The sequence below is a fragment of the Actinocorallia longicatena genome, assembly GCF_039534125.1.
Lineage (GTDB): Bacteria > Actinomycetota > Actinomycetes > Streptosporangiales > Streptosporangiaceae > Actinocorallia > Actinocorallia longicatena.
The window spans coordinates 157,439-183,476 of record NZ_BAAAUV010000013.1 but is presented as its reverse complement, the minus strand read 5'-3'; the positions used below and the strand labels follow the sequence as shown (position 1 = coordinate 183,476).

The window sequence follows — 26,038 nt, the reverse complement described above, 5'->3', positions numbered from 1 at the left end:
CCCGTCGCATGAGCAAGGGGTACTCAAATAGATTCGGGCCATGTGGCCGTTCGCGGGACGCGCTGACCAGCTCGAGGCCGTCAGGGCCGCAGGACCGGGCATGGTCGTGCTCGGGCCCGCCGGCACCGGCAAGTCCCGGCTGGTCGCCGAGGCCGTCGCCGGGCTGGCGGGGGTGGCGTGGGTGCGGGCGACCCCGGCCGCCGCTGAGCTTCCGTGCGGCGCCTTCGCCCACCTTCTGCCCGACACCGCGCCCGGCGGCAACCCGCTGCGCTGGGCCACCGCCGCGATCACCGCTCCGGTGCTGGTCGTCGACGACGCCCAGCTCCTCGACCCGGCCTCGGCCGAGCTGCTGCACCGGCTCGCGCTCCAGGGGGACCGGCGGCTGCTCGTGACCGTCAGGACCGGGGAGCGTCCGCCCGGAGCCGTCGTCGCGCTGTGGAAGGACGAGCTGCTGCCCCGGCTGGAGCTCGGGCCGATGCCCCGGGCGGAGGCCGAGGCGATGCTCGGGGCGGCGCTGCCGGGCAGGATCGAGGCCGGTTCGCTGGCCAGGGTCTGGGAGACCAGCCGCGGCAACCCTCTCTACCTGCGCGAGCTGGTCCTGTCCGGGGCGCTCCGCGACGTCGGCGGGCTGTGGCTGTGGCACGGCTCGCTGGAACTGAGCGCGACGCTGCGCGAGACCGTCGCGGCCCGCATCGGCGATCTCACCGGGGACGAGCGCGACGTCCTCGACCTGCTGGCTTTCGGCGAGCCGCTGGGCGTCTCCCTCCTGGACGCCGCCGCGACCGAGCGCCTGGAGGACCGCCAGCTCGTGACGGTGAGCCGGACGGGCCGCAGGCTGGAGGCCCGGCTGGCGCACCCGCTGTACGGCGAGGAGATCAGGAGCCGCTGGGGGACCCTGCGCACCCGCTCCGTCCTGCGCCGGCTGATCGCGTCCGTCGAACCGGCCGGGCTGCGCCGCCGCGAGGACGTCCTGCGCGTCGCGGTCTGGCGTCTCGACGCCGACCTCGCCGGGGAGGGGGAGGACCACGAGCACGCCCTGATGCTCCGCGCCTGCGGCCAGGCGCGGGCCGTCCGCGATCTGGCGCTGGCCGAGCGCCTGGCCAGGGCGGCGGGCGGAGGTCGCAGGGCGCGGCTCGCGCTGGCCGGAGTGCTGTCCTACCAGGAACGGCCCGAGGAGGCGGAGACGATCTTCGCGGCGCTCTGGGCCGAGGCCCCGGAGGACTCGATGACCGCGTTCGAGTGCGCGGTCCTGCGCGCCCAGAACCTGGCCTGGGGCTCGGGCCGGATCGACGAGGCGCTCCGGGTGATCGCCGAGGCGCGGGGGATCGTCACGTCGCCGGAGTACCGCCAGAGCATCTCCTGCTTCGAGATCTCCATCAGGGCCGTCGGGGGGGACCTGCCGGGCGCGGTCGCCCTGATGGAGGAGACCGTCGTGCCGGGCCCGCAGGGCGTGCGCGGGGCCGGATCGCTGAGCGCGATGCGCTCGGGCGTGCTGGCGATCGCGGACGCCGCCGGTCCCGCCCTCGACGCGGTCCGCTATGCCCTCGACCTGATCGCCACCCAGCCGGAGGCGATGCCGAGCATCACCGCCCAGGTCCTCGACGCGGGCACCATCGCCGCGATCGCCGGCGCCGACCTGGACCTCGCCGAGCATTACACCGAGCGGGCGGAGGCGCTGGGCGACTGGAACCGCTCGGTCCTGCAGGCCGCCGCCTCCGCCGCGCGGAACGACCGGCTGCGCGGCCGCATCACCGGCGCCCTGCACCGCGTGGAGGAGGCGGCCCTGCGGCTGCCCGCCGGGCGCAGCGCGTCGGGCGGTCCGTGCCTGGGCGAGCTGGCCCAGGCCCACGCCCTGCTCGGGAACGTCGAGGCGGCCGAGGAGGCCCTGGCCCGTGCGGAGTCGGCGGTCCTGGAACTGGGTCCGCCGGTGACCTTTCCGCTGCGGTTCGCCGAGATCTGGACGGCCGCCGCCCGGGGCGACCTCACCGCGGCCGTCGCGAGGGCCGAGGCCCTCATCGACACCCCCTACATCCCGTTCGCCCTGTTCGCCCTGCACGATCTGGTCCGCCTCGGCCGTCCCGACCTCGCCGTGGACGGTCTCGCCGCGCTGGCGGGCAACGGCCCCCTGGCCGCCCTGTTCGCCCGGCACGCCGCCGCCCGGACGGGCGCCGATCTGCTCGCCGTCGCCACCGAGTTCGACGCCCTCGGCTTCCTGCTCTTCGCGGCGGAGGCGGCCGCGATCGCGGCGGTCCGCCTCCGCGCCGCCGGGGAACCGCGCCGGGCCCAGCTCGCCGAGCAGAAGGCCAGGACGCTCCGCCACGAGTGCCAGGGCGCCCGCACCCCCGCGCTGAGCTCGCTGTCGACCCCTGACCTGACCCCGCGCCAGCGCGAGATCGCCCTGCTGGCGGCCGGCGGCCTCACCAACCGGGAGATAGCGACCCGGCTGTTCCTGTCGATCAGGACGGTCGCCAACACCCTGCTCGCGGTCTACGAGAAGACCGGCGTGAATGACAGAGCGGAGCTCGGGGTCCTGCTCAGAGAGTGAATTCCTGCTCGGCCGAGCCGGTGTAGGCGAAGTACAGGACGAAGTCGGTGGGCGATCCCCGCCACCGCTCGCTCAGGACCTTCCCGAGCGCGACGCTGGTCAGCCGCCGGATCCCGTCGGAGAACCCGGGCGTCTTCCAGAGCTGCTCACGGGAGGCGCCGCAGACGGCGCTCCGGACGGCCCACACCCCGTCGAAGGAAGCGGAGTCGTACTTCTCCGCCGCGGCCAGGCACCGGCCGGTGACGGCGTTGACCAGCCGGAACTCCGTCGTGCCCGTCCTGCGCCAGGCCGTCCTGCGGTCGTCGCACGGCAGATGGACGGCGTCCGCGCCGACGCACCAGCCCTTCGCCCCGCTCCTGATCCGCGTGCCCTCGACGGGACCGGCCTTGGGCAGCAGAGACGGTTCCGGGACGGGCTCCGCGGTGACCACGGAGGAGTTGGGCGGAGCCGCCACGGGCCGCGGAACGGGAGCCGGATCCCGCGGCAGCACCGCGACGGCCACCGCCACCGAGACGGCCCCCGCGCCCGCCGCCACCGCCCACGGCACCGACAGCGAGGGCCAGGCGAACGCGGGCCCCTTCAGGAGGGGAAGCGCGAGCGGCAGCGCCGCCCGCAGCGTCGCGTTGAGGTCCCGCAGCTCCGTGTCGGCCCTGGCGCAGGCCTCGCACTCCTTCAGATGGCGCCGCAGCGCGGGCGGCCGGCGCACGGCGGGCCGCCGCACCGCCACCGCCAGCCGGTCGGCGAACTCCCGGCAGCCCGGCTCGGCGTTCACGTGCGCGGCGAGGTAGGCCGTCCGCAGCCCCTCGCGGGCCCGGAACGCCAGCACGTTGACGTTCCCCGGCGTCGTGCCGAGCAGCCGAGCGACGTCCTCGGGTTTCTCCCGCTCGATGAGCGTGTGCCACAGCACGGTCCGCCACCGCTCGGGCAGCGACCGGTACGCCGCGACGGCGAGGTCGTCCGGCGGATCGTCCTCGGGCGCGGCGAGGTCGGGGACCTCGGCCGTCGCGACGACCCCCCGCTCCCCGCGCGCCCACTCCGCCGCGGTGTTCCGCGCGACCGCGTACAGGTAGGGCCGCCACCCTCCGGACGGTCCGCTCGCGCCCGTGCGCACCGCCCGGAGGGTTCGGGTGAAGGCCTCACTGGCCAGGTCCTCCGCTGTCAGCGGATCCCTGCACAGCCGCCCGGCGAAGGCGAGGACCGCCGTGTGGTGCCGCCGGTAGAGCTCTTCGGCCGCCGCGTCGTCGCCCACCCGGACCAGCCGGGTGAGTTCCGCGTCCTCGCTCGTCATCACGTTCACCCTAGAAAGCCGTCAACCGATACGGAAGAGACGAGCGGGGTCGGGATACGGAATACCGGCATGGACGGGGATCTTACGGTCGGGATCGCCTGCGTAGAGGACAATCTGGTCACCCTGCCCGGCCTCGCCCTTCAGCAGCTTCACCGTCGCGCTGTGGATCAGGTGCCGGCCGTTCTCGCCGCTGTCGAACAGCCAGAGCTGAGCCCGCCTTCCCTTCCGGCAGGCGGCCAGGGAGACCGTCCGGCGCCCGTCGGCGACCGGCCCGAGGGTCAGGCACCGGCCGTTCAGCCGCAGCTGGACGCCCAGCGCCCGGCTCGGGACGGCCTTCCACCGCGCGCCGCACTTCCCGAGCCGGACCTTCGTGCCGTCGGCGTTCAGGCAGGTGCCGTAGGTGGCGCGGATCGGCCCGGAGGGCGCGGCGGACAGCGCCGTCCTGCCCCGGTCGACCGCGGTGTCCATGACGAAGGTCGCCCCGCCCCTGACGACCGGGGTGCCGTCCCAGTGCTCGCCGCCCCAGCCGGTGAGCGTCGCGCCGTTCGGCCCGCCGGTCCGGTTGGCGAAGTTGATCCCGTTCCTGTCCTGCCGGGGGAGCCACTGCTGGGAGGCGCGTCCCGGCACGCAGGCGGCCGTGACGACCCTGGCGGCCTTGGCGGCGGGCGTGGTGCGCATCTCCAGGCAGCGTCCGGTGCCGAGGTTGCGGAGCGTCAGGTAGCCGTGGCCGTCGATCTTCCGCTGCCAGGTCTGGACGGTCCTGCGCCGGCACGGCCGCAGCACCACGGCGCCGGCCCCGTCGACGCAGGCCCCGGTCCCGGCGAGGCGCAGCCGGAAGTTCACCGGCCGCGACGGCCGGTTCCGGATCAGGTACGGGCTGAAGGCGACGTTCCGGTTCCTCGGCAGCGCCTTCCTCCCCTTCGGCTTCGTGACCTCGAAGTAGCGGAAGGCGTCGCTCCGGCAGGAGTCGAGCAGGTAGTTCGCCGCCGCGTCGCTCGTACAGGACTTCCGGCCGCCCCAGTTCCGGCACATCGGGTCGCTGCCGTTGGGCCCGCCCGCGCCGTCCTGGTCGCAGTGGCTGAGCCCCATCCCGTGCCCGAACTCGTGGGTCAGGCCCGCCTCGCTCCAGCACCACAGCGGAAGGATCACCCCGCCGGTGCTGAGCCCGGCGTCGGCGCCGCCGCCGGTGCACTGGTCGGTGATCTCGTTGTCGCCGACGAAGAACAGCAGCTTCACCCGGCCCGTCTTCATGATCTTCCGGACGGCCGCGGGCTGCGAGGGCAGCCGCTTGCGGAACTCGTCCCCGATCTCCGCCCGGTTCCGCCCCTCGGCGAAGGCGACCTTGGCGACGACCGGCACGCACCCGCCGTCCTGGACGTAGCGGATCCGCCGCGACGTCCCGAACCGGCGGGCGCTGGCGTCGTAGGTCTGGTCGGTCTCCCAGAGCGTCCGCCGGATCGCCCCCACGGAGCCCGCGTACCGGTCCTTTCCCGGCTGGAAGACGTAGACGGCCAGCACCCAGCCCTCGCCCGGCGTGTCCCCGGCGTCGCAGGCCGCCTTCGGCACGCTCGACGGGACGGCCGCCGCCCGCGCCACGGGCCTCATCTCACGTCCGGGACCGGCCGCCGCCAGCCCCGTCATCGCCACCGCCGCCGCGGCGACCGCCGCGACCACTGCCCTCAGCCTCATCGGCACTCCTCTCGGGTCTAGGAGAGAGGAGTGCCGGGGCGGCGGCCGATTACAGGAAACGGCGAAGAATCGTCTTCTTGATCCGGGAGAAGGGCGGATAGGCGACCGACCAGGTGTCGGGCGAGAGCGGCTTGTCGAGGACGGCCTTGCGGTGGCTGAACGTGTCGAGGGAGTGGACCCCGTGGTAGGCGCCGGTCCCGCTCTCGCCGACCCCGCCGAACGGCAGCGAGGGGACGGCGAGATGCGCCGCGGGCAGCCCGAACCCGAGCGCCCCCGAGGAGGTCTCGGCGGCCAGCCGCGCCTTGGTGTGGTCGTAGGCGGTGAAGGCGTACAGGGCCAGCGGCTTGTCGCGGCCGTTGATGAACGCGATGGCCGCGTCGAGATCCGGGACGGTCACGATCGGCAGGACGGGCCCGAAGATCTCCTCGCTCATCACCGAGGAGTCCGGATCCACCTCGGCCAGGACGGTCGGCGCGAGATACCGCTCGGCCGTGTCGTGCTCACCGCCGGTGACGATCCGGCCGTCCTTGAGCAGGGCGGTCAGCCGCTCGAAGTGCCGGTCGTTCACGATCCGCCCGTAGTCGGAGCTCTCCTTGGGGTCGGGCCCGTACATGTCGCCGATCGCCTCGGTCAGCTCCGCCTCGAGATGCCGCGCCGTCGTCGCCCCGATGGCCAGCACGTAGTCGGGCGCCACACAGGTCTGCCCGGCGTTGAGGAACTTGCCCCACACGATCCGCCGGGCCGTCGCCGCGAGGTCCACCCCCGGCTCGACCAGCGCCGGGCTCTTCCCGCCGAGCTCCAGCGCGACGGGCGTCAGATGCCTGGCCGCGGCCGCCATGACGACCCGCCCGACCCCGCCGCTCCCGGTGTAGAAGATGTGGTCGAACCGCTCCTCCAGCAGCGCCGTGGTCTCCGGCACCCCGCCCTCGACGACCGCCACCGCGGCCGTGTCCAGGTACTTGGGGACCAGCCGGGCCAGCGCCGCCGACGTGGCCGGGGCCAGCTCACTGGGCTTGAGGACCGCGCAGTTCCCGGCGGCGAGCGCCCCCACCAGCGGCGCGAGCGCCAGGTTCACCGGATAGTTCCACGGGCTGATGATCAGCACGACGCCGAGGGGCTCCCGCACGATGCGCGCCCTGGCGGGCTGCAACGTCGCGGGAACCCGCGCCTTCTGCGGCCGGAGCCAGCCTTCGAGGTGCTTCAGCGTGTGGTCGATCTCGTTGAGCGTGAAGCCGATCTCGGTGGTCCACGCCTCGGTCGGGCTCTTGCGCAGGTCCTCGTGCAACGCCCGTTCCAGCCCGGGACGCCCCTCGACGAGCAGCGCCCGCAGCGCCTTCAGCTGGGAGGTCCGCCAGGAGAGCGGCCTGGTGATCCCTGCGGAGTGTCCGGCCCTCAGCCGGCTGACAACGGAGTGGGGAGCATCGTTGGTCACGCACAGTGATGTACCCGTGCCCGCACGCTTCTACCGGCAGACGGCGCCGGGAGCCACCGCGCCTGCCGACGGCCGCTCGGGCTGCCCCTAACCTGGGACGATGGATCTGGTGCTGGAGCGGTTCCCCGCCGACGAGTCCCTGCGCGCCTGGGACGCGGCCGACGAGTACCTCCTCCGGCATCTCGCGGAGACGGGCGTGTCCGGCGAGGTGGTCATCGTCGGAGACCGCTGGGGCGCGCTGGCGACCGAGCTGGCCGCGCACCGCCCGTCGCAGATCTCCGACTCCTTCCTCGCACAGGCCGCGACGCGCGCCAACCTGGAGGCGAACGGGCGCTCCGGTGTCACCCTGCTGACCTCGCGGGACACCCCGCCGCCCCGGATCGACGTGCTGCTCGTCCGGGTCCCCAAGAGCCTGGCGCTGCTGGAGGACCAGCTCCACCGGCTTTCGCCCGGCGTCCACGCCGGAACACGGATCGTCGGCACCGGGATGGTCAAGGAGATCCACACCAGCACACTGGCGCTGTTCGAGCGGATCCTCGGCCCCACGCGCACCTCGCCGGCCGTGAAGAAGGCACGCCTGATCCTCACCACCGCGGACGCCTCGATCCCGCGGACCCCCGGCCCGTGGCCGCTGACCTACCGGCTTCCCGCGGACGCCGCGATCGTCGCGGGCCGTCCCGTGGTCAACCACGCGGGGGTCTTCTGCGCCGACCGGCTCGACATCGGCACCCGCTTCCTCCTCGAGAACCTGCCCACGATGCCGGACGCGAGCACGATCGTCGACCTGGGCTGCGGCAACGGCGTCGTCGGCCTGGCGGCGGCGCTCACCCACCCCGGCGCCGGGGTGCTGTTCACCGACGAGTCGTTCCAGGCCGTCGCCTCCGCCGAGGCCACCTACCGCGCCAACCTCGAAGGCCGTCCCGGGCTCGCCGGGAAGGCGGAGTTCCGCGCCGCCGACGCCCTCACCGGGCTGGAGAAGGGCTCGGTCGACCTCGTGCTCAGCAATCCGCCGTTCCACACCCACCAGGCGACGACCGACGCCATCGCCTGGCGGATGTTCACCGGCGCCCGCGACGCCCTGCGTCCCGGCGGGGAGCTGTGGGTGGTCGCCAACCGGCACCTCGGCCACCACACCCGGCTGCGGCGCGTGTTCGGCAACTGCTCGCTCGTGGCGAGCAACCCCAAGTTCGTCGTGCTGAGGGCCGTCCGGCGGCAGCGGAGGCGCTGAGCGGCGGACGCGGGTCAGCCCGTCGTGGCCCGGCAGGCCGCCCACACCCACTTGCCGCCCGCCGGGTCGGCCCGCACCCCGCACGACGCCGACAGCGCGGCGACGATCGGCAGCCCCCACCCGCCCCCGGAGTCCCAGCTCCCCTCCGACGCGTCGAGCGCCTCGAAGCTCATCTCCCGGACCGGCCGCGCCCGCGGAAGCGCGGGCCCGCCGTCCCAGACCGCGACGTACACCCCGCCCTCCTCCCGCCCGAGCAGGAAGCGGATGTCGTCGTTCGGCGTCGCCTCACAGGCGTTCACGATCAGCTCGGACGCCACCAGCAGGACGTCGTCGAGGATCCGCGCACATCCCCACCGCCTGATCCGCTGAGCCGCGAGCGTGCGTACCAGTCCCGCCGCGGAAGCGGTGCCGAGCAGGGTCAGCCGAAGGTCGTCGGTCATCGTTCTCACCGGAGTTCTCCCAGTTGAGCGGGCTTGTCGATTTCCGTCACGAGAATGACACCGCGAAGCTACGGTTAGTTGTAGCCAGCTGTAGGAGAACACAGGAGGCCGGAACGATGCCCGTCCACACACGCGACCAGCTCGACCCCCGCCTGTCCCACTGGCACTTCGTCGCCTACGTCATGAGGCATCTCCGGGAGAGCCACGGCCTCTCCCTCGCCCAGTGCGGCCGCGTCCTCGGCCTCGAACGCGGCACTGTAAGCAACTTCGAATCCGGCCGCCGCAAGCTGGGCGACCGCTACGCCACCCTGCTCGACGAGCACTACGGCACCGGCGAACTCCTCCAGACCCTCGTTTTCTACGCCCGCATGGCCCACGACCCTGATTGGGCCCGGACGGTCAGCGGCTACGAACTGGAGGCGTCCTGGCTCAAGATCTTTCACGGTCAGACCATCCCGATCCCGTTCCAGACCGAGGCGACGATACGCGCACAGCTTTCGGCCGCCCGTTCTGTCCGGGATGTGGAGGCGACGGCCCAGTCACGGCTGGCTCGGCAGGACGCCATCCTCAATCGCAGGGACCCGCCCTATCTGTGGCTGATCATCGAGGAGGGCACACTCGAATACGCGACGGGTGGTCGGAGCGCTCAGCGTGCCCAACTCGCCCACCTGCTCGAACTCAGTCTCCGCACGCATATCGGAGTCCGAGCGATTCCCAAGAGCACCGGCTCCCACATCGGCACCGACGGGCCCATACGCCTGGCCGAAGTAGCCGGAAGACAGATCGCCTACATGGGTGCGCAGCGCGGAGGGCGCTTGATCGAGTCCCCTTACGAAGTCGCTGAAGTCGCTCTAGATTGGGAGTTCATGAGTCAGCGAGCCCTGTCGGACGACGACACCAGGGCCATGATCCTCAGAAAGATGGAGGCCCTCGAATGACCGTCCAGTGGCGCAAGAGCTCCTACAGCGGCGGAGTCCAGGACGAGGCCTGCATAGAACTCGCCAGTCTCCACACCGAGATCGGCGTCCGCGACTCCAAGAACCCGCACTCCGGGCACCTCTCCTTGACACACCGGCAGTTCGGGCGTCTGACTGAGAGCATCAAGCGGAAGCCGTAGACCCGGAGGCCCTCGGATGACCGTCCAGTGGCGTAAGAGCTCCTACAGCGGTGGCGTCCACGATGAGACCTGTGTGGAGCTCGCCGGTCTTCCGGCGGCGGTCGGGGTGCGGGATGCGAAGAATCCCGGGGCGGGGCACCTGTCCCTGACGTGACGGCAGTTCGCGGGCCTGGTGGACGGGGTGAAGCGCGGGGGTTAGGCGCGGCCCGGGGGGAGGCTCGGGAGCACCGCGCCGGTGCGGGGGGCCGAGGTGAGGATCGGGCGGATCGTGGCGGTGGGGCCCAGGAGTCTCAGGAGGGCCGCGGTGGGTTCCCTGGCGGGGGCGGACGAGGACAGCACCATCGCGTTGACGGGGCCCAGGCCCAGGCGGGCGCCCGTCGAACGGTCCGCGAGGAGGTCGATGCCGGGGACCGTCGTGGCGATGCCGCCGATCGTGACGGCCGTGCTCGCGGCGGGGACCAGGACGTTGATCGGGAGCCGCAGGCGGTTGGCGACGGCGTGGCTGACGGCGACCTCGCCGGTGGCCAGGGCCTTCCACAGGGGGTCCGCGGCGGCGCTCGACGGCGGGGCGAAGCGGCGGAACTCCCCCGGATCGACGGCGGCGGCGTCCACCGGGGCGTCGAACACGGTGACCTTGCCGTAGGACAGGAACGTCAAGGCCGTGACGCTCTTCAGCGCGCGGATCCCCCTCATCTGCGCGACGGTCAGCGGCTGGTTCGCGACCACCAGCAGATCCGGGCGCGCCGGGGGCGGGGCGGGAGCGGCGGCCGAGGACTCCGGCGACGGCTCCGACACGGCGGGCCCGCCGGAGCAGGCGGCCAGGACCGGCAGCAGGACCGGCAGCAGGGCCGGCAGCAGGGCCGGCAGCAGGGCCGGCAGGGCGAGGCGCTTCACAGCCGGGACTCTTCGGAGGCGCGGGCGGACGGGGACACGGGCCCGGGGCGCGGCCCCGGAACGGGGGCGGCACGACGGCGGCGGCGACGGTGCCCCGCGACCACCAGTGACAGCAGCGGCAGCGCCGTCAGCAGGCTCGAAAAGAAGGCGAATCGCAGGCTGCCGCCGTCTTCGGCCGTGGCCGTCGCCTGCGCCACCGGAGCGGCCGTCAGCGGCGCCGCGTCCTCGGGCAGGATCGGCGGCACGTCCGACAGCACCAGCTCGGCGGGTGTCGTCGGCGCGAGCACCGGATCCGGCGGGGGCGGCGCGGCGAGCGCGCCGGGCGGCGGCGGGGCCCCGTGCGGAACGGTCCGCATCGGCACCTCCACCACGGGGGGCCGTGGCTTGGGTTGGGGCTTGGGCTTCGGACGGGCTCCGGGCACGGCCGGAGTACGCGGACGAGGCGCGGCGCCCGGCGCCACCGGCATCCCGAGCCGGCACGACGACGCGCACACCGACGGTGCGCCCCGCACGCTCAGCAGATGGTCGAGCCGCCCGTCACCGCCGGAACCGCGGACCTTCACGCCGAACGCCAGCGTCGCCGAGGCGCCCGCCGCCAGATCGAGCCGCCACTCCAGCAGCGTCCCGCCGATCGCCGCCCGCCCCGCCGAGACGGTGACGTCCCCGTCCAGCGCGGCGTCGTCGAGCAGGCAGCGCAGATCGTCGACGACCGTCACCCCCGGCGCCGCGGGCCCTGGATTGGAGATCCGCGCCCGGTAGGAGACCCGGCCGCCGCGCGGGGCGGCCTCTCCCCGCAGCGACACCTGGAGACCCGCCTCGGCCTGCGGCGACGCCGTCGCCGGCGGGCAGGAGAGCGGACGGTTCGCTTCCGCCGCGACGGGGACGGCCCCCGGCACCGCGAGCGCCGCCGCGAGCACGGCCCCGTGCATCATGCGGCGGCCCGGCGCCGTCTGCGCGAGCGCCAGTGAAGAACTCCCGCGACGGCCGCCAGGGCGGCGGCGGCCGTCGCGGCCCAGAGTGGCAGTAGTGCCCTGACGGGCAGCGCGTCCGAGGAGGGCAGCGCGTCGATGTCTCCCGAGCAGACCAGCGGGCTGGCGCCGTGCCCCGGCGCGGTCACGCACGCGGTGCTCGTGACGGCGTCGCCCGCCACGCCCCGGGGGAGCCGCCCGGTCGCGGTCAGCAGCGTCCTCCCGGCCGGGGCGATGCTCGCCGCCCAGCTCACCTTCGACCCGCTGATCCGGCCGGAACCGCTGGTCCGCACGGCGGTCATCCCGCGCGGAAGCGACAGTTCGACCCGGGTCGGCAGGCCCTTCGGCTCGTCGCTGTTCACGACGATCCGGTAGGTCACCTCGTCACCGGGAGTGACCTGGGTCCGTGCGTCGTCCAGCTTGATCGACAGCATCGGCGGCCGGGGACGCGCGTCGGCGGCGCTCGCGGGAGCGAGCACCAGGCCGAACAGGACCACGCCGGTGAGCCGCCTCATGAACCACCCTCTCGTCACTGACAGTAGCGATGATCGCACTGTCGGACGCACAGGTCAGCCGGACGCGCCGGAGCCGGGCTCAGTGCTGCGGGCCCGGTGCTGCGGGCCCGGTGCTGCGGGCTAGTGCTGCGGGCTCGGGGCGGCGGGCGTGCGCTCCGTGAGCAGCTCGATGACCGCGAGCACCACCAGCAGGGCCACGATGAGGCAGAGCACCACGAGCCCGGTCGGATGCGGCCAGAACACGAACGCCAGCACGGCGAGCGCCACCGCCCCGATCCGCAGCGCGGAGCGGTGCGCGGTCACCCACGCCGTGACGGGCGTGTCGGCGCGGCCGCGCAGCAGGTCCGTCCAGTACGCCCGGGTCCTGACGGCCGTGGCGGACCCGCCGGCCAGCCAGGCCCCCACCGCGACGGCCAGGGACAGCAGCAGCACGGCCCGCAGCCCGAGCCGCAGCAGATCGACCACGATGTCGAACAGCGCCCCGCCCGCCTCCGCGTTCTGCGCCGCCCCGACCACGGCCGACCGGCTGATCATGAGCCCGACGGCGAGGACGAGCATCGACGCGCCCACTCCGAGCGCGGCCCGGCCCAGCGCCTTACGGCGTCCCCTGGCCAGGAGGACGCCGCCCGCGAGGCAGGCCAGGGCCAGCAGCGGCGCCAGCCACTCGAGCACGCCGAGCCAGTCGTAGTAGGTCTGGGCCTGGGCGAGCTGGTCGGTCTTGAACAGCGGATAGGTCGGGTTGATGTCCGGGATCTTCCCGGCGACGGTCATCCCCTCGGCGACGAGCCGCTCCTTGACGGTCTGCACCACGGGCCCGAGCTCGACGTTCACGGTGTCGCCGTCGGTCTGGACGACCGTGTCGTCGTCACCGGCGAGGATCTTGTCGATCCGGGTGTGCGCGACCCGGTTGGCCTCGGTCCAGATCGTGGCGAAGGCGTCGCTCGCCACGACGGCGCCCGACTTGTCCCGCACGAATCCCTGCACCAGCGACGACGCCGGGCCCGCGACGAGCCCCGCGAGCTGCCCGACCCTCGGCGGGAGCGACTCACTGGCTCCCGAGACCAGGCTCGGGATGTCCAGACGGCTCATCACCGCGGTGGTGACCCGGTCGGCGACCGCGTTCTGGATCGCCGGATCGTCGGCCAGCGGAGCCACCGTCTTCAGGTACCTGTCGGTGTCGCTGACCTGGTTGGCGGCCCAGACGGCCGTCAGCGCGACCGGGGCGAGAAGGCAGCCCAGCACGATGAGGACGACGGAGAGGATGCGGCGCATACCGGTGGCGTCTCCAAGATCGTCGCGGCGGAAACCCAGGGTCTCGTCAAGATCGCGGGTCGCTGCGGCGGACCGGAAGTCATGATCGTGATCGTCGTTCCATGCGCAGATCTCTGGTGGCCTGGGGCACGGCCGCGATGACGCTTCTGGCGGCGATCGGCCCCGCGGCCGCCGACGAAGAGGGCAACGAGTACGCGGAGTGGAGCCTGACGGGCACCACCCGGGGAGGGGTGGACGTTCCGGCGGTCGGCTTCCCGAACGGGGACCTCGCCACCGACAGCACGCGCACCCAGGTGCCGTCGGGCCAGAGCACCTGGCTCGGCGACGGGACGCCGTTCGGCCAGGTCTTCGGCTCCTCCCGGGGCGAGCCCTATCTGCTCTTCGGCTCGGCCGCGGGCGGCAGGCCGTCCACGACGACCGTCACCTTCGACACCCCCACCCCCGCCGGACGCTGGGGCTTCGCCCTCGGCGACATCGACTCCGACCGGGTCGGGATCGAGGCCGTCGGCGGCGACGGGCGGCCGCTGACCGCCGCGGAGCTCGGCTGGCAGAGCGGTTTCAACTACTGCGCGCCGACACCGCGCCCCTCCTCCTGCACCCGGGGCGTCTACACCGACCAGCCCGTCTGGGACCCCGGCACCACGACCCTCACCGGCAACATCGCCGACAGCGACGGCGCGGCCGGCTGGTTCCTGCCGACGGTCCCGGTCAGGTCGCTGAGGATCACCTTCACGGTCCAGATCGGCATCCCGGTGGCCCAGTTGTGGATCGCCGCCAAGTGGACCAGGGACCAGGAACCGATCGCTCTGACCACCGACCCCGACCCCGGGCACGTCCCGTTCCCCGGCGGGCCGCCGCCGCTCGTCGTGGTGACCGAGCCGGGCGAGCCCGACCTCGTCCTCACCAAGACGGCCCGCCCGTCGACGGCCCTGCCCGGCGAGAAGATCACCTTCACCGTGAAGCTCAGGAACACGGGCAAGGTGGACGAGCCGCACGCGAAGTTCACCGACTCCCTCGCCGACGTCCTCGACGACGCCTCCTACAGCGGCGACGCCCACGCCGACGGCGGCACGATCGCCTACGACGCCCCCGTGCTCACCTGGTCCGGCAGGCTGAACCACGGCCAGACCCGCACGATCACTTACTCGGTCCGGCTGAGGGAACCCGCCACGGGCGACATGAAGATCCGCAACGTCGTGGTCTCCGGCGGCCCGCGCGTGGTCTGCGAGGGCTCCGCCTGCACGCCGAAGATCGTCTTCAGGCCCCGGCCGGCCGTGAAGAAGAAGCGGCCGAAGCACGGGCGCTGCCGGGTCGAGACGACCGTCACACTCGTCCGTTGCTGAGCCGATCCCCAGGTCACCTAGCCTGTTCGCATGACTTGGGCGCGTTATGTGGCGATCGGCGACTCCTTCACCGAGGGGCTCGGCGACCCCTCTCCGGCCGGGCCGGACGCCTGGCGGGGCTGGGCCGACCGGGTCGCCGAGGCCCTCTCCGAGGAGACCGAGGGCTTCGGCTACGCCAACCTCGCCATCCGCGGCCGCCTCCTGAACGCGATCATCGACGAGCAGCTTCCGCAGGCCCTCGCCCTCGAGCCCGACCTGGTCTCGATCTCCGGCGGCGGTAACGACCTGCTCCGCCCCGGCGCCGACGTCGACGCCCTCGCGAACCGTCTCGACGGGGCCGTGCGGGAACTGCGCGAGGCCGGGGCCGACGTGATCCTGTTCACCGGCGCCGACCCGGCCGACTCGCCGATCATCGGCCGGATCAGGCCCCGCCTGCTCCGCTTCAACGAGCGGGTGCGCGAGATCGCCGAGGACCGGGGCGCGCACGTCGTCGACCAGTGGGAGCTGCGGATCCTGCGCGACTGGCGGATGTGGGACACCGACCGGCTCCACATGTCGCCGCGCGGGCACCACCGGGTGGCGCTGGCCGTCCAGGAGAGCCTGGGCCTGCCCGTCGAGGAGGACTTCCGCGCTCCGCTCGCGCCGCTGCCCTACCTGAGCCCCGGCGCGACCCGGCTGTGGCACCTGCGCTGGGCCCGCACCTACCTGACCCCGTGGGTCGCCCGCCGCCTGCGCGGCCGCTCCTCCGGCGACCTCGTCACCGCCAAGCGCCCCGTCCTCGCCCCGATCAGCGACTCGATCAGCGGTCCGGCCTAGGCCGTCAGCTCGTCCTCGATCTTGCCCGGGCGGGCCGCGCGCAGCCCCGCCAGGAGCTGCGGCACGAGCAGTGCCGTCAGCAGGGCGATCGGCGGCTTCCACGAGCCGGTGTGCTGGTAGAGGACGCCGATCAGCAGCGGCCCCGGGATCGAGATCAGGTAGCCGGTGCTCTGCGCGAACGACGACAGCCGGGCGACGCCCTCGTGGGTGCGCGAGCGCAGGCCGAGCATGGTCAGCGCCAGCGAGAACGCCGACAGCGCGATCCCGCTGAGCGTCGCCCACAGCCACGGCAGGGTGGCGGGCGCGAACGCGAGCCCGGCGTAGGCGATCACCCCGCAGCCCATCAGGACCGCCACCAGCGGACGCTGGTCGTCGCGGTGGGCGGCCAGCGCCGGGATCAGGAACGACAGCGGCACCCCGAGGATCATCGTGAGGGCGAGCAGCAGCCCGGCGTAGGTGGGGGAAAGGCCGGCGTCCCGGTAGATCTGCGGCATCCAGCCCATGAGCGAGTAGGCGGCGGTCGCGCACATGCCGAAGAACAGGGCCATCGCCCGGGCCGTCCGGCTGCTCCGCAGCGACGCCCCCGCAGGCCTGGCGGACGCGGCGGGCCGCCCGTCCCGCAGGACCAGCGCGAGCGCGGCCCCGCCGACCGACAGCAGCGCCCACACCCCGAGGCCCTCCCGCCACGACCCGCCGAGCAGGCCCGTCACCGGGACGGCCACCGCCGCGGTGATCGCCGAACCGCCCGCCATGATCCCGGCGTACAGGCCGGTCATGGTGCCGATCCGGTCGGGGAAGTTCCGGCTGATGATCGCGGGCATGAGCACGTTGGAGACCGCGATCCCGGCCAGCGCGAGCGCGGTGAACAGCAGGAACACCGCGTCGGTGGGGGCGGCGGCCCGGGCCAGCAGGCCCACGGTGATCGCCGCGAGCCCGCCGCCGAGCACGCCGAGCAGCCCGAACCTCCGCGCCAGGGCGGGGGCGAGGGGCCCGAACAGCGCGAAGCACGCCGACGGCAGCGAGGTCAGCAGCCCGGCCATGACGCCGTTCATGTGCAGGCCGTCGCGGACGTCCGGCAGCAGCGGCCCGAGCGTCGTGATCGTCGGACGGAGGTTGAGAGCGGCGATCACGACCAGCACCAGCAGGGCGGCGGCCGAGCGGGCACGGGCCGGAGTGATCCGGTCGGGGGAGGCCGGGGGATGAGTCTGCGTCGCCATAGGGCCAATCATATAATCATTGGATGAATCCAGTCGATGGGAGGATGGCCCCATGACGCTGTCGTCCGCTCGCCGCACGCCCCTGTTCGACCAGGTGGTCGCCCAGCTCCGCGAGCAGATCACCACCGGACGCTGGCCGGTGGGCTCCCGCATCCCCACGGAGCCGGAACTCGTCGAACGGCTGGGCGTGGCCAGGAACACCCTGCGCGAGGCCGTCCGGGCCCTCGCCCACAACGGCCTGCTCGACATCCGGCAGGGCTCCGGCACCTACGTCCTGGCCACCAGCGAGCTCGCCGGCGTCATGAACCGCCGCTTCGCCGGAATGCCCGACGGGGATGTCAAGGAGCTGCGCTTCACCCTCGAGACCGCCGCCGCCGCGCTGGCCGCCACCCGCCGCACCGGCGCCGACCTCGACGTCCTCGACCTCGCCCTGGCCCGCCGCGAGGCCGCCTGGGCCGCCGACGACCTGGAGACCTTCGTCCGCACCGACGCCGCCTTCCACCAGGCCGTCGTCGCGGCCGCCCACAACCAGGCGCTCAGCGCCCTGTACGCCGACCTCGGCGAGCTCCTCATCGCCGAGCTCCGCGGGCATTTCGAGGGCGCGCCCCTCACTCCCGACCGGATGTGCGACCACGGACGCCTCGTCGAGGCCATCCGCGCGGGCGACCCCGCCGAGGCCTCCCGCGAGGCCGCCGCGGTCTTCACCCAGCGGCCCTGAGGCTTGTACCGTGCCCGGAAACGGCGAAGGGAGATCCGGCAGTGCCGCACAGGTCCGTCATCGGGTGTGAGGGCGTCGTCACGATCCCGACCAGGGGCACGGGCGGCCCCGGCGAGGTCCTCGTCAAGATCAGGGGCGGGAGCGAGACCTATCTTGCCTGGTCAGAGCATCCGCTTCCCGAGGGCACAAAAATTCTCGTATTTGATTCGCGAGGTGGCAGAACCGTAGACGTCATGCAATGGTCTGACCCTTTGGACGCGAACACCTCGACCTAGGAGAAGACCCCCGAATGTTCGGTTACCGAGTACCCGCACCCGACGAAGCGATGCTGATCTCCGGTGGCAAGCGCCAGCAGGGCGACGCCCCCTTCCGCGTGATCATCGGCCACGGCGCCTTCGTCGTGCCGGTCTTCCGCAAGGTGGAGTTCCTCTCCCTGGCCATGCACGAGTCCGAGGTCGCCGACACCTGCGTGACCCGCCAGGGCATCTCGCTGAAGGTCAAGGCGATCATCGCGTTCAAGGTCGGCAACGACCTGGAGAGCATCGTCAACGCCGGGCAGCGGTTCCAGTCCGACCAGGCCCAGATGGCCGTCCTGACCGGGCGGATCTTCTCCGGGCACCTGCGGGCGATCGTCGGCTCGATGACCGTCGAGGAGATCGTGACCGAACGGCAGAAGCTCGCCACCGCCGTCCTGGACACCGCCACCCCCGAGATGCTGAAGATCGGTCTCACGATCGACTCCCTCCAGATCCAGTCGATCGACGACATGGGCGCCGGCTACATCGACGCGATGGCGGCTCCGCACGTCGCGGCGATCCAGCGTCAGGCCCAGATCGCCCAGGCCCAGGCCAAGCAGCAGTCGGCCGAGGCCGAGCAGGAGTCCGCGCGCAAGCAGGCCGAGTACGGCCGGCAGACCGCGATCGTCCAGGCCCAGTACAAGGCCGAGGTCGACCGCGCGCAGGCCGAGTCCGCCCAGGCGGGCCCGCTCGCCCAGGCGCACGCCCAGCAGGAGGTCCTCACGGCCCAGACCGAGCTGGCCCAGCGCGCCGCCGAGCTGCGCCAGCAGCAGCTGGTCGCCGAGGTCGTCAAGCCCGCCGAGGCCGACGCCGAGCGCATCAAGATCCTCGCCGAGGCCGAGGCCCAGCGGATGCGCATCCAGGCCGACGCCGCCGCCTCCCACGACCGCGTCGCCCTCGACCGCATGCTGATCGAGCAGCTCCCGCTCATCGTCGAGAAGGCCGCCCAGGGCATGCAGGGCGCCAACGTCAACATCCTCAACGGCGCCGACGGCCTCGGCGAACTCGCCGCCGGCCTCGTCGGCCAGGGCCTCGCCATCCTCGACGCCGTCAAGCGCGACATCGACGCCGACAAGAAGCCCCAGATCGAGGCCTAGATCCTCGTTCGACGTCCACGGCCGCGGTGAGCACCTCCCCAGGGCGTCCACCGCGGCCGAGACCGGCTCCGTCACCGCCAGGCTTGAGGCGGGGCGCCCTGCCCGAGGGCCCAAGGCCTGACGAGCACGATCCGTCCCTGGACCGAGGCGATGACGCCCTGCCCGCGCAGCGCGGCCACCTGCCGGGACGCCGCCAGCCGGCCGAGGCCGGTCGTCCGGGCGAGATCGGACCGCCCCACCGGCAGGGTCATGCCGGGATGCGCCGCCGGATCCGCCGACGCGATCCGCCACAGCAGCCGGGCCACCCGGGCCTCCGGCGGAAGCCCCTCCATCTCCGCCAGCAGCAGGTCCTCATAGGCGCGCCGCGAGGCCCACACCTGGTGGACCACGCCCTCCAGGCCGAGTTCGCGGGTCCTGGTGAGGAACGTCTCGGTCGGCACCCACAGCGCCGAGCACACGCCGACCGCGGAGATCGTCTCCCGCCGCGTCTCCAGCCCGATGTTGACGATCTGCCCGAGCAGGTCGGGCCCGTCCCGGAACGCGAGCGACGGCCGCCGCCCGTAGTGCTCACCGACGATCTTCACGCGGCCCGAGACCAGCCCGACGACCGCCGGGACCCGGTCGTCGGCATGCCGGAGCAGCTCGCCGTCACCGAAGGCCCTGACCTCGGCCAGCTCGGTCAGCCGGGAGACGAGCCCCCTGACATCGCCCATGGCACCAACCTAATGGGGCTCACAGCAGGGAGAGCTGTTCCGGCCGCGGCCGGGGCGTGATCGCCCGGACGGCGTTGCGCCGGTGCAGCCCGTGGCGTTCGGCGGCCTCGCGGACGAGCCGGGTGACGCGGTCCTGGTAGGCCTTGGGCGCGTAGGAGCCGTTGCCGTAGAGCCGCCGGTAGGGGCCGACCAGCTCCGGATGGTGCTCGGCGAGCCAGGAGAGGTACCACTCCCTGGCACCCGTCCTGAGGTGCAGGGGGATGGCGCTGACCCAGGTCGCGCCGGTGGCGGCGATCTCCCTGACGGCGGCGTCGATCTGCCGGGGCGTGTCGGCGAGGTAGGGGAGCAGCGGCCCCATCAGCACGCCCGACGGGATCCCCGCGTCGTTGAGCGCCGCGCAGACCTCCAGGCGCCTGCGCGGGGCCGGGGTGCCCGGTTCGGCCAGGCGCCACAGGTCGCGGTCGAGGAAGCCGGCCGAGACGGCCGTGCTGACGTCGGCGCGTTCGGCCGCCTCCTGGAGCAGCGGGAGATCGCGCAGGATCAGCGACCCCTTGGTGAGGATCGAGAAGGGGTTACCGGCCGCGCCGAGCGCCTTGATGATGCCGGGCATGAGCCGGTAGCGGCCCTCGGCGCGCTGGTAGCAGTCGACGTTGGTGCCCATCGCGATCGGCTCGCCGCGCCACCGCGGGGCCGCCAGCTCGTGCCGGACGAGCTCCGCCGCGTTCGTCTTGACGACGATCTTCGAGTCGAAGTCGGCGCCGGCATCGAGGTCGAGATAGGTGTGGGTGTTACGGGCGAAGCAGTAGGTGCAGGCGTGACTGCAGCCGCGATAGGGATTGATGGTCCAGGAGAACGGAACCCTGGACCCGCCGGGCACTTTGTTGATGATCGATTTCGCGTGGATCTCGTAGAACGTGATGCCCTTGAACTCGGGCGCGGGGTCCTCCCGCGGGGTGATCAGACCGTTCCAACGCATACTCCGCCTCCTCGAACATCTGTACGATACGAGGGGGCGTCAAGAGCATGCAACCCCTGGTCAAGGGGGTCGGGAGTATCCAGTTCGCGTACTCGCAGGTGACCGTGTATGGTTTTCCCTGCGAGCACGACGCAAGCCCCTTTAGCTCAGTCGGCAGAGCGTCTCCATGGTAAGGAGAAGGTCTACGGTTCGATTCCGTAAAGGGGCTCTAGAAACATCCCAAGGCCCGGCCCGTTGCTTGCATCTAGCACGCCGGGCGGGCCTTCGGTTTGTTTCGAGACCGTCAGTCCTCAGGTAGTCTTCTCCTGAGCTCGTGAATGACGGTTTGCCATGGCGGGGTAGCTCAGTCTGGCAGAGCAAGCGGCTCATAATCGCTGTGTCGCCGGTTCAAGTCCGGCCCTCGCTACTAACCTGAAAGTGGAGTCCCCCCGGACTCCCCTTCGGGCTGTTTGTCCAGATCCCTTAGCAGAAAGGCACTCCACCGTGGCTGCCACCGACGTTCGGCCGAAGATCACGCTGGCCTGCCAGGAGTGCAAGCACCGCAACTACATCACGCGGAAGAACCGGCGCAACGACCCTGACCGCATGGAGCTGAAGAAGTACTGCCCCAACTGCCGTACCCACCAGCCCCACCGCGAGACCCGCTAGTCGTCGCCTGGCTGAGCTCAAGGCCCACGCGCCTGACGCTCTCCACCGGCACCGCCTAAGGCTTGAAGTACTGCCCGCGTGCTCATCAGAGTTGGCCGTACCCACCAGCCCCACCGCGAGACCCGCTAGGTAGCTGCGCTCTCGGCCTCAGGGCCCGCGCACTCCTGTACATCTCCGTACGGCCCGTTCCCTTGGCGCATCCCGCCGGGAGCGGGCCGAACGTCGTTCTGTTACCTTCCTGACGAGGCGCGACCGCAACGTCCCTGGAAGGAGCCGATATGGCTTTGAACACAGATTTCATCGGGCGGACCTATCCGCCCACCCCGCCGTACGAGGTCTCCCGAATCAAGATCAGGGAGTTCGCCACGGCCATCGGTGACAAGAACCCGATCTACTACGACCGTGAGGCGGCCCGCGCGGCCGGGCACGAGGACGTCATCGCGCCCCCGACCTTCCCGATCGTGGTCTCCCTCGGCGGCGACTTCCTCGGCAACCCCGAGCTGGGCCTGAACTACGCGATGGTCGTCCACGGCGAGCAGAAGTTCACCTTCGAACGGCCGATCCTCGCCGGCGACGTCCTGGTCTGCCAGACGACGATCACCGACATCCGCAAGGCGGGCTCCAACCACCTGCTGAAGCTCACCACCGAGATCCGCGACGCCAAGGGCGACCTCGTCGTGACCACCTACAACACCATCGTCGAGCGGGGAGCCTGATGACCGCGGCAGTGAAGTACGACGAAGTCGAGGTCGGCACCGAGATCCCCGCCGTCACCTACCCCGTCCACCGGCACAACCTGGTGATGTACGCGGGCGCGTCCGGCGACTTCAACCCCATCCACTGGAACGAGACGACCGCCAAGGCCGTCGGCCTGCCCGACGTCATCGCGCACGGCATGTTCACCATGGCCGAGGGCGGCAGGTTCGTCACCGACTGGGCCGGCGACCCCGCGGCCGTCCTCGACTACGGCGTCCGTTTCTCCGGCATGGTCGTCGTCCCCAACGACGGCGGTGCCGAACTCGTGATCAGCGGCGTCGTCGAGCAGAAGCTCGACGACAACAAGGTCGTGGTGGCCCTCACCGCCCGCACCGGCGACCTCAAGGTCCTCACCCAGGCCAAGGCCACCGTCAGACTGGCCTAGGCTCGGGGGCGGAGAAGCCCGGCGCGGAGGGGGAGCAAGTGACGGTTCGGTGCCAGGACGTCCGGTTGTCCGGTTACACCACCCTCCGCCTGGGCGGGCCCGCACGGACGTTCGTCGAGGTCACGACCGAGGACGAGCTGATCGCCGAGGTGCGCGCGGCGGAGCTGGCGGGAGATCCCGTCCTGATCCTCGGCGGCGGCAGCAATCTGGTGATCTCCGACGCCGGGTTCCCCGGGACCGTGATCCATGTGAGCACGCGCGGCGTCACCGTCGAGGACGGCCTCGTCACCGCGCAGGCCGGTGAGGACTGGGACGCCTTCGTCGCCCGGTGCGTCCGCGAGGGCCTGTCCGGCGTCGAGTGCCTGTCGGGGATCCCCGGCCGGGTCGGCTCGACCCCGATCCAGAACGTCGGCGCCTACGGCCAGGACGTCAGCGAGACGATCACCGAGGTCCGCGCCTACGACCGCCGCACCGGAGAGATCCTCACGATCCCCGCCGCCGACTGCGGGTTCACCTACCGGCACAGCGTCTTCAAGGGCGACGACCGCTACGTCGTCCTGGCCGTCACCTTCCGGCTGGCCGCCTCACCCGACTCCGCCCCGATCAAGTACGCGGAACTCGCCCGCGCCCTGGGCGTCGAGCCCGGTGGCACCGTCCCCCTCCAGGACGCCCGCGACGCCGTCCTCGCCCTGCGCAGCGGCAAGGGCATGGTCCTGGACGCCGCCGACCCCGACACCCGCAGCGCCGGCTCCTTCTTCACCAACCCGATCCTGGACGAGCGGCAGCTCAAGGAGTTCGCCGACCGCGCCGAGGGATTCCCGGCCTTCCCCGAGCCCGACGGCCGCACCAAGACCTCCGCCGCCTGGCTGATCGACCACGCGGGCTTCCCCAAGGGCCACGCCAACGGCCCGGTCCGCATCTCCACCAAGCACACCCTCGCGCTCACCAACCCCACGGAAGAGGCGACCACCGAGGAGCTCCTCGCCCTGGCCCGCGAGGTCCGCGACGGCGTCCGCGCCGCCTTCGGCATCACCCTCGTCAACGAACCCGTCTTCGTCGGGGTCACCCTCGGCTGACGACCCGGCCCCGAGAACAGGACAGGCCCAGAACTCTGTCCGATCCGTATTCCGGAAAGGGCGGCGAGCGCGCAATATGGATGGACGCGGCGCGATGGGGCGGTTATGGGTCTGATGATTCCACGGTCACGCCAGCTGGGGCTCCGACCCCAGCTCAGCGACGAGGTAGCGGCCCGAATTCGTGAACGAATCATGTACGGGCAGGTCCGGCCCGGACAATTCCTACGCCTCGAACGGCTGGCCGCGGAATTCGGTATCAGCGTCACTCCGGTGCGCGAGGCGCTCCAGTCGCTGCGCAGTGAGGGCTTCGTCGAACTCGAGCCGCGCCGCGGCTTCGTGGTGGCCGAGCTGTCCCGGCAGGACATCAACGACCTGTTCTGGGTGCAGGCGGTGATCAGCCAGGAGCTGGCCTCGCGCGCCTGCCGGCAGCTGACGCCCAGCCTCCTGGCCGAGCTCGAGGAGATCCACGCCCTGATGGTCGGCGCGGTCGCGGCGGGCGACTTCGACCTCGTCGAGGACCACAACGACCGGTTCCACCACGTCGTCCACGCCACGAGCGCGTCCCGGAAGCTCGCCTGGGTGCTCGGCGCCGTCACCCGCTACTTCCCCAGCGGCTTCTACGCCCGCATCCCCGGCTGGGCCGAGGCCTCGGTCCGGGGCCACACCGAGATCATCCACGCCTTCCGCGAGGGCGACCCCCAGGAGGCCGCCACCGCGACCCGCACGCACGTCCTCCAGGCGGGCGACCTGCTCCTCGCCCACCTCGAACGCCAGGGCCTCTGGAACTAGGACGGCCCAGGGACGGCCTGAGGACGGACTACGGCACGGGCGCCGCGAGCCAGGCGTCGATGCCCTCGAGGAGCTTCTTCTGCACGTCGGAGGGGGCGGCCGAGCCGGTGACCGAGCCGCGGGCCAGCTCCGCCAGCTCGGCGTCGGTGAATCCGTGCTCGGTGCGGGCGATCTCGTACTGGCGGCCCAGCCGCGAGCCGAACAGCAGCGGGTCGTCCGCGCCGAGCGCCATCCGCACCCCCGCCTCGAACAGCCGCCGCACCGGGACGTCCGCGGCGTCGTCGACCACGCCCAGCGAGACGTTCGAGGCCGGGCACACCTCCAGCGTGACGCCGCTCGCCGCGATCCTGTCCACAAGCCGTGGATCCTCGACCGACCGCACGCCGTGCCCGATCCGGTCGGCCCGCAGCAGGTCGAGGCAGGGCCGCACCGACTCGGGGCCCTGCAGCTCCCCGCCGTGCGGCGTCGACAGCAGGCCGCCGCGCTTGGCGATCCGGAACGCCCCCTCGAACTCGTAGGGACGGCCGCGACGCTCGTCGTTGGACAGCCCGAACCCCACCACGCCCCGGTCCCGGTACTGCACGGCCAGCCTGGCGAGGATCTTGGCGTCCAGGGGGTGCCGGGTCCGGTTCGCCGCGATGATCACACCGATGCCGACGCCCGTCTTGCGGGAGGCGTCGTGGACGGCGTCCAGCACCAGCTCGACGGTCGGCGTCAGCCCGCCGAACCGGGAGGCGTACCCGGACGGATCCACCTGGATCTCCAGCCAGCCCGACCCCTCGGACGCCTCGTCCTCCGCGGTCTCCCTGACCAGCCGCCGCAGATCGTCGGGTTCACGCAGCACCGAGCGGGCGATGTCGTAAAGCCGCTGGAAACGGAACCACCCGCGCTCGTCCGTCGCCTTCAGCGTGGGCGGCCATTCGTCCACGAGCGCACCGGGCAGGTGCATGCGGTACTTCTGGGCGAGATCAACCAGTGTGCTGTGCCGCATCGACCCCGTGAAGTGCAGGTGCAGATGGGCTTTCGGCAGGCGCGAAACCGGACGTAGCTCCATCGCCCAATCCTGCCCGATCATCGTCGTCGAACACGCCGACCAGCGCGAACAACCACCCAGAAGAACTAGAGCCGCCGGGAACCGCCAGCGGGGTCCGGCCGTTGGGATCCTCGTGCGAAGGCGAGGACGGCGAAGTGCGGACGGGCGGCTCCGGCCGCGGTCCGGCCGTTCTGTACCGGAAGCGCGGATGCGATCCGGTTCGACGTACGGGCGTCGGGCACGTATGCTTTCGGTCCAGCGGAGTGCACCGCCTCGGTGGTGCGCCTTGCTGATGAAGGGCAATGGCTCAATTGGTAGAGCACCGGTCTCCAAAACCGGCGGTTGGGGGTTCGAGTCCCTCTTGCCCTGCGGAGCAGCGTCTCGTTTCCACGGGACCACGCATACAGTGGACGCGGGCGCGGCGCATCGCCGTGTCGGAAGATCGAAACCGATATCCGAGCGAGGGTGAAGATGGCGACTGAGACTCGCGACGCCGCGACCGAGGACAAGGGCAAGCCTGCCAAGCGCAAGCGCACCAGCCCGATCCTCTTCATCCGGCAGGTCGTCGGCGAACTGCGCAAGGTCATCTGGCCGACGCGCAAGGAACTGATCAACTACACCGTCATTTCCATGGTCTTCGTCCTGGTCATGATCGGTATTGTGTCTCTGTTCGACTGGGGCCTCACGAAGGGTATTCTCGCGCTCTTCGGTTAGCCTGAGGCTGAGCGCGTTACCGTTCCACCACAGCCGGTTGGCTGATGGTCCTCCAGACAGAGAGAGAGTCACT

General features: G+C 72.1%; 27 protein-coding genes and 3 tRNA genes. 18 read left to right on the top strand and 12 right to left on the bottom strand.

Features of this window, described 5'->3' with window-relative positions:
- Positions 1–40: 40 nt before the first annotated feature.
- Positions 41–2,545, top strand: coding sequence for a LuxR C-terminal-related transcriptional regulator (locus ABD785_RS25185; protein WP_344832725.1), 2,505 nt, complete (start codon positions 41–43; stop codon positions 2,543–2,545).
- Here ABD785_RS25185 and ABD785_RS25180 read toward each other — a convergent pair.
- Genes ABD785_RS25180 through ABD785_RS25170 form a run of 3 tightly spaced genes read right to left on the bottom strand, consistent with a single transcriptional unit; the run spans position 2,535 to position 6,954 of the window.
- Positions 2,535–3,833: a sigma-70 family RNA polymerase sigma factor gene (locus ABD785_RS25180; protein ID WP_344832722.1), complete on the bottom strand. Its 1,299-nt coding sequence runs from the start codon at positions 3,831–3,833 to the stop codon at positions 2,535–2,537. The genes ABD785_RS25185 and ABD785_RS25180 overlap by 11 nt on opposite strands.
- A 21-nt stretch (positions 3,834–3,854) precedes the next feature.
- Positions 3,855–5,522 (bottom strand): ricin-type beta-trefoil lectin domain protein, encoded by a 1,668-nt coding sequence (locus tag ABD785_RS25175; protein ID WP_344832719.1) that lies wholly within the window; start codon positions 5,520–5,522, stop codon positions 3,855–3,857.
- A gap of 49 nt (positions 5,523–5,571) precedes the next feature.
- Positions 5,572–6,954: an aldehyde dehydrogenase family protein gene (locus tag ABD785_RS25170; RefSeq protein ID WP_425547818.1), complete on the bottom strand. Its 1,383-nt coding sequence runs from the start codon at positions 6,952–6,954 to the stop codon at positions 5,572–5,574.
- 100 nt (positions 6,955–7,054) lie between these two features.
- On the opposite strand from ABD785_RS25170, the gene ABD785_RS25165 reads away from it, so the two are divergent.
- Positions 7,055–8,182 carry a methyltransferase gene (locus ABD785_RS25165; RefSeq protein WP_344832716.1) on the top strand — a complete coding sequence of 376 codons (1,128 nt, stop codon included), beginning with the start codon at positions 7,055–7,057 and terminating at the stop codon, positions 8,180–8,182.
- 14 nt (positions 8,183–8,196) lie between these two features.
- Here the strand turns inward: ABD785_RS25165 and ABD785_RS25160 are convergent, their stop codons facing one another.
- Positions 8,197–8,622, bottom strand: coding sequence for an ATP-binding protein (locus ABD785_RS25160; RefSeq protein WP_344832713.1), 426 nt, complete (start codon positions 8,620–8,622; stop codon positions 8,197–8,199).
- 116 nt (positions 8,623–8,738) lie between these two features.
- Between ABD785_RS25160 and ABD785_RS25155 the strand changes: the two genes are divergently transcribed.
- The 3 genes from ABD785_RS25155 to ABD785_RS25145 are packed head-to-tail and all read left to right on the top strand — an operon-like array spanning position 8,739 to position 9,893.
- Entirely contained in the window at positions 8,739–9,560 is an 822-nt protein-coding gene (locus ABD785_RS25155) for a Scr1 family TA system antitoxin-like transcriptional regulator (protein WP_344832710.1), read from the top strand.
- Positions 9,557–9,739 (top strand): DUF397 domain-containing protein, encoded by a 183-nt coding sequence (locus ABD785_RS25150; protein WP_344832707.1) that lies wholly within the window; start codon positions 9,557–9,559, stop codon positions 9,737–9,739. The genes ABD785_RS25155 and ABD785_RS25150 overlap by 4 nt, the downstream gene beginning before the upstream one ends.
- 16 nt (positions 9,740–9,755) lie before the next feature.
- The gene (locus ABD785_RS25145; protein WP_344832705.1) at positions 9,756–9,893 is read left to right on the top strand and encodes a DUF397 domain-containing protein; all 138 of its coding nucleotides are present in this window, start codon (positions 9,756–9,758) and stop codon (positions 9,891–9,893) included.
- A 41-nt stretch (positions 9,894–9,934) separates the two neighbouring features.
- Here the strand turns inward: ABD785_RS25145 and ABD785_RS25140 are convergent, their stop codons facing one another.
- From ABD785_RS25140 to ABD785_RS25125, 4 genes are all read right to left on the bottom strand, one after another.
- Positions 9,935–10,633 carry a hypothetical protein gene (locus ABD785_RS25140; protein ID WP_344832702.1) on the bottom strand — a complete coding sequence of 233 codons (699 nt, stop codon included), beginning with the start codon at positions 10,631–10,633 and terminating at the stop codon, positions 9,935–9,937.
- Positions 10,630–11,565, bottom strand: a complete 936-nt coding sequence (locus ABD785_RS25135; protein WP_344832700.1) for a DUF7927 domain-containing protein — start codon at positions 11,563–11,565, stop codon at positions 10,630–10,632. The genes ABD785_RS25140 and ABD785_RS25135 overlap by 4 nt, the downstream gene beginning before the upstream one ends.
- A complete protein-coding gene (locus ABD785_RS25130; RefSeq protein ID WP_344832698.1) occupies positions 11,562–12,116 on the bottom strand; it encodes a hypothetical protein in 555 nt (184 codons plus the stop codon). The genes ABD785_RS25135 and ABD785_RS25130 overlap by 4 nt, the downstream gene beginning before the upstream one ends.
- A 120-nt stretch (positions 12,117–12,236) precedes the next feature.
- The gene (locus tag ABD785_RS25125; RefSeq protein WP_344832697.1) at positions 12,237–13,388 is read right to left on the bottom strand and encodes a hypothetical protein; all 1,152 of its coding nucleotides are present in this window, start codon (positions 13,386–13,388) and stop codon (positions 12,237–12,239) included.
- A gap of 101 nt (positions 13,389–13,489) precedes the next feature.
- Between ABD785_RS25125 and ABD785_RS25120 the strand changes: the two genes are divergently transcribed.
- Both ABD785_RS25120 and ABD785_RS25115 read left to right on the top strand, forming a co-directional pair.
- Positions 13,490–14,731: a DUF7927 domain-containing protein gene (locus ABD785_RS25120; protein ID WP_344832695.1), complete on the top strand. Its 1,242-nt coding sequence runs from the start codon at positions 13,490–13,492 to the stop codon at positions 14,729–14,731.
- A gap of 30 nt (positions 14,732–14,761) precedes the next feature.
- Positions 14,762–15,547 (top strand): SGNH/GDSL hydrolase family protein, encoded by a 786-nt coding sequence (locus ABD785_RS25115; protein WP_344832692.1) that lies wholly within the window; start codon positions 14,762–14,764, stop codon positions 15,545–15,547.
- Here ABD785_RS25115 and ABD785_RS25110 read toward each other — a convergent pair.
- The gene (locus ABD785_RS25110; RefSeq protein ID WP_344832689.1) at positions 15,544–16,764 is read right to left on the bottom strand and encodes a CynX/NimT family MFS transporter; all 1,221 of its coding nucleotides are present in this window, start codon (positions 16,762–16,764) and stop codon (positions 15,544–15,546) included. The two genes, ABD785_RS25115 and ABD785_RS25110, sit on opposite strands and share 4 nt — an antisense overlap.
- 52 nt (positions 16,765–16,816) lie before the next feature.
- Here ABD785_RS25110 and ABD785_RS25105 point away from each other — a divergent pair, with 52 nt between their 5' ends.
- Positions 16,817–17,482: a FadR/GntR family transcriptional regulator gene (locus ABD785_RS25105; RefSeq protein ID WP_344832687.1), complete on the top strand. Its 666-nt coding sequence runs from the start codon at positions 16,817–16,819 to the stop codon at positions 17,480–17,482.
- 289 nt (positions 17,483–17,771) lie between these two features.
- Positions 17,772–18,875: an SPFH domain-containing protein gene (locus ABD785_RS25100; RefSeq protein WP_344832685.1), complete on the top strand. Its 1,104-nt coding sequence runs from the start codon at positions 17,772–17,774 to the stop codon at positions 18,873–18,875.
- Between the two features lie 71 nt (positions 18,876–18,946).
- Here the strand turns inward: ABD785_RS25100 and ABD785_RS25095 are convergent, their stop codons facing one another.
- Positions 18,947–19,588 carry a Crp/Fnr family transcriptional regulator gene (locus ABD785_RS25095; protein ID WP_344832684.1) on the bottom strand — a complete coding sequence of 214 codons (642 nt, stop codon included), beginning with the start codon at positions 19,586–19,588 and terminating at the stop codon, positions 18,947–18,949.
- Between the two features lie 19 nt (positions 19,589–19,607).
- The gene (locus tag ABD785_RS25090; RefSeq protein ID WP_344832681.1) at positions 19,608–20,564 is read right to left on the bottom strand and encodes an Rv2578c family radical SAM protein; all 957 of its coding nucleotides are present in this window, start codon (positions 20,562–20,564) and stop codon (positions 19,608–19,610) included.
- Positions 20,565–20,699: 135 nt separating this feature from the next.
- Between ABD785_RS25090 and ABD785_RS25085 the strand changes: the two genes are divergently transcribed.
- From ABD785_RS25085 to ABD785_RS25055, 7 genes are all read left to right on the top strand, one after another.
- Positions 20,700–20,772 (top strand) — tRNA-Thr (locus tag ABD785_RS25085).
- A gap of 124 nt (positions 20,773–20,896) precedes the next feature.
- Positions 20,897–20,970: transfer RNA gene (locus ABD785_RS25080), tRNA-Met, on the top strand.
- Positions 20,971–21,047: 77 nt separating this feature from the next.
- A complete protein-coding gene (gene rpmG, locus ABD785_RS25075; RefSeq protein ID WP_344832679.1) occupies positions 21,048–21,212 on the top strand; it encodes a 50S ribosomal protein L33 in 165 nt (54 codons plus the stop codon).
- 278 nt (positions 21,213–21,490) lie between these two features.
- Complete coding sequence (locus ABD785_RS25070; protein WP_344832677.1) at positions 21,491–21,928, top strand: MaoC family dehydratase N-terminal domain-containing protein; 438 nt, start codon at positions 21,491–21,493, stop codon at positions 21,926–21,928.
- Positions 21,928–22,353, top strand: coding sequence for a MaoC family dehydratase (locus tag ABD785_RS25065; RefSeq protein ID WP_344832675.1), 426 nt, complete (start codon positions 21,928–21,930; stop codon positions 22,351–22,353). Before ABD785_RS25070 ends, ABD785_RS25065 begins: the two co-directional genes overlap by 1 nt.
- Before the next feature lie 38 nt (positions 22,354–22,391).
- Entirely contained in the window at positions 22,392–23,429 is a 1,038-nt protein-coding gene (locus tag ABD785_RS25060) for a UDP-N-acetylmuramate dehydrogenase (RefSeq protein ID WP_344832672.1), read from the top strand.
- 105 nt (positions 23,430–23,534) lie between these two features.
- Entirely contained in the window at positions 23,535–24,218 is a 684-nt protein-coding gene (locus ABD785_RS25055; RefSeq protein WP_344832671.1) for a GntR family transcriptional regulator, read from the top strand.
- A gap of 28 nt (positions 24,219–24,246) precedes the next feature.
- Here the strand turns inward: ABD785_RS25055 and ABD785_RS25050 are convergent, their stop codons facing one another.
- Positions 24,247–25,272, bottom strand: coding sequence for an adenosine deaminase (locus tag ABD785_RS25050; protein ID WP_344832668.1), 1,026 nt, complete (start codon positions 25,270–25,272; stop codon positions 24,247–24,249).
- Between the two features lie 275 nt (positions 25,273–25,547).
- On the opposite strand from ABD785_RS25050, the gene ABD785_RS25045 reads away from it, so the two are divergent.
- Together ABD785_RS25045 and secE are read left to right on the top strand one after the other, a co-directional pair.
- Positions 25,548–25,620: transfer RNA gene (locus ABD785_RS25045), tRNA-Trp, on the top strand.
- A gap of 102 nt (positions 25,621–25,722) precedes the next feature.
- On the top strand, positions 25,723–25,965 hold the full coding sequence (gene secE, locus ABD785_RS25040; RefSeq protein WP_344832666.1) for a preprotein translocase subunit SecE: 243 nt from the start codon (positions 25,723–25,725) through the stop codon (positions 25,963–25,965).
- Positions 25,966–26,038 lie beyond the last annotated feature (73 nt).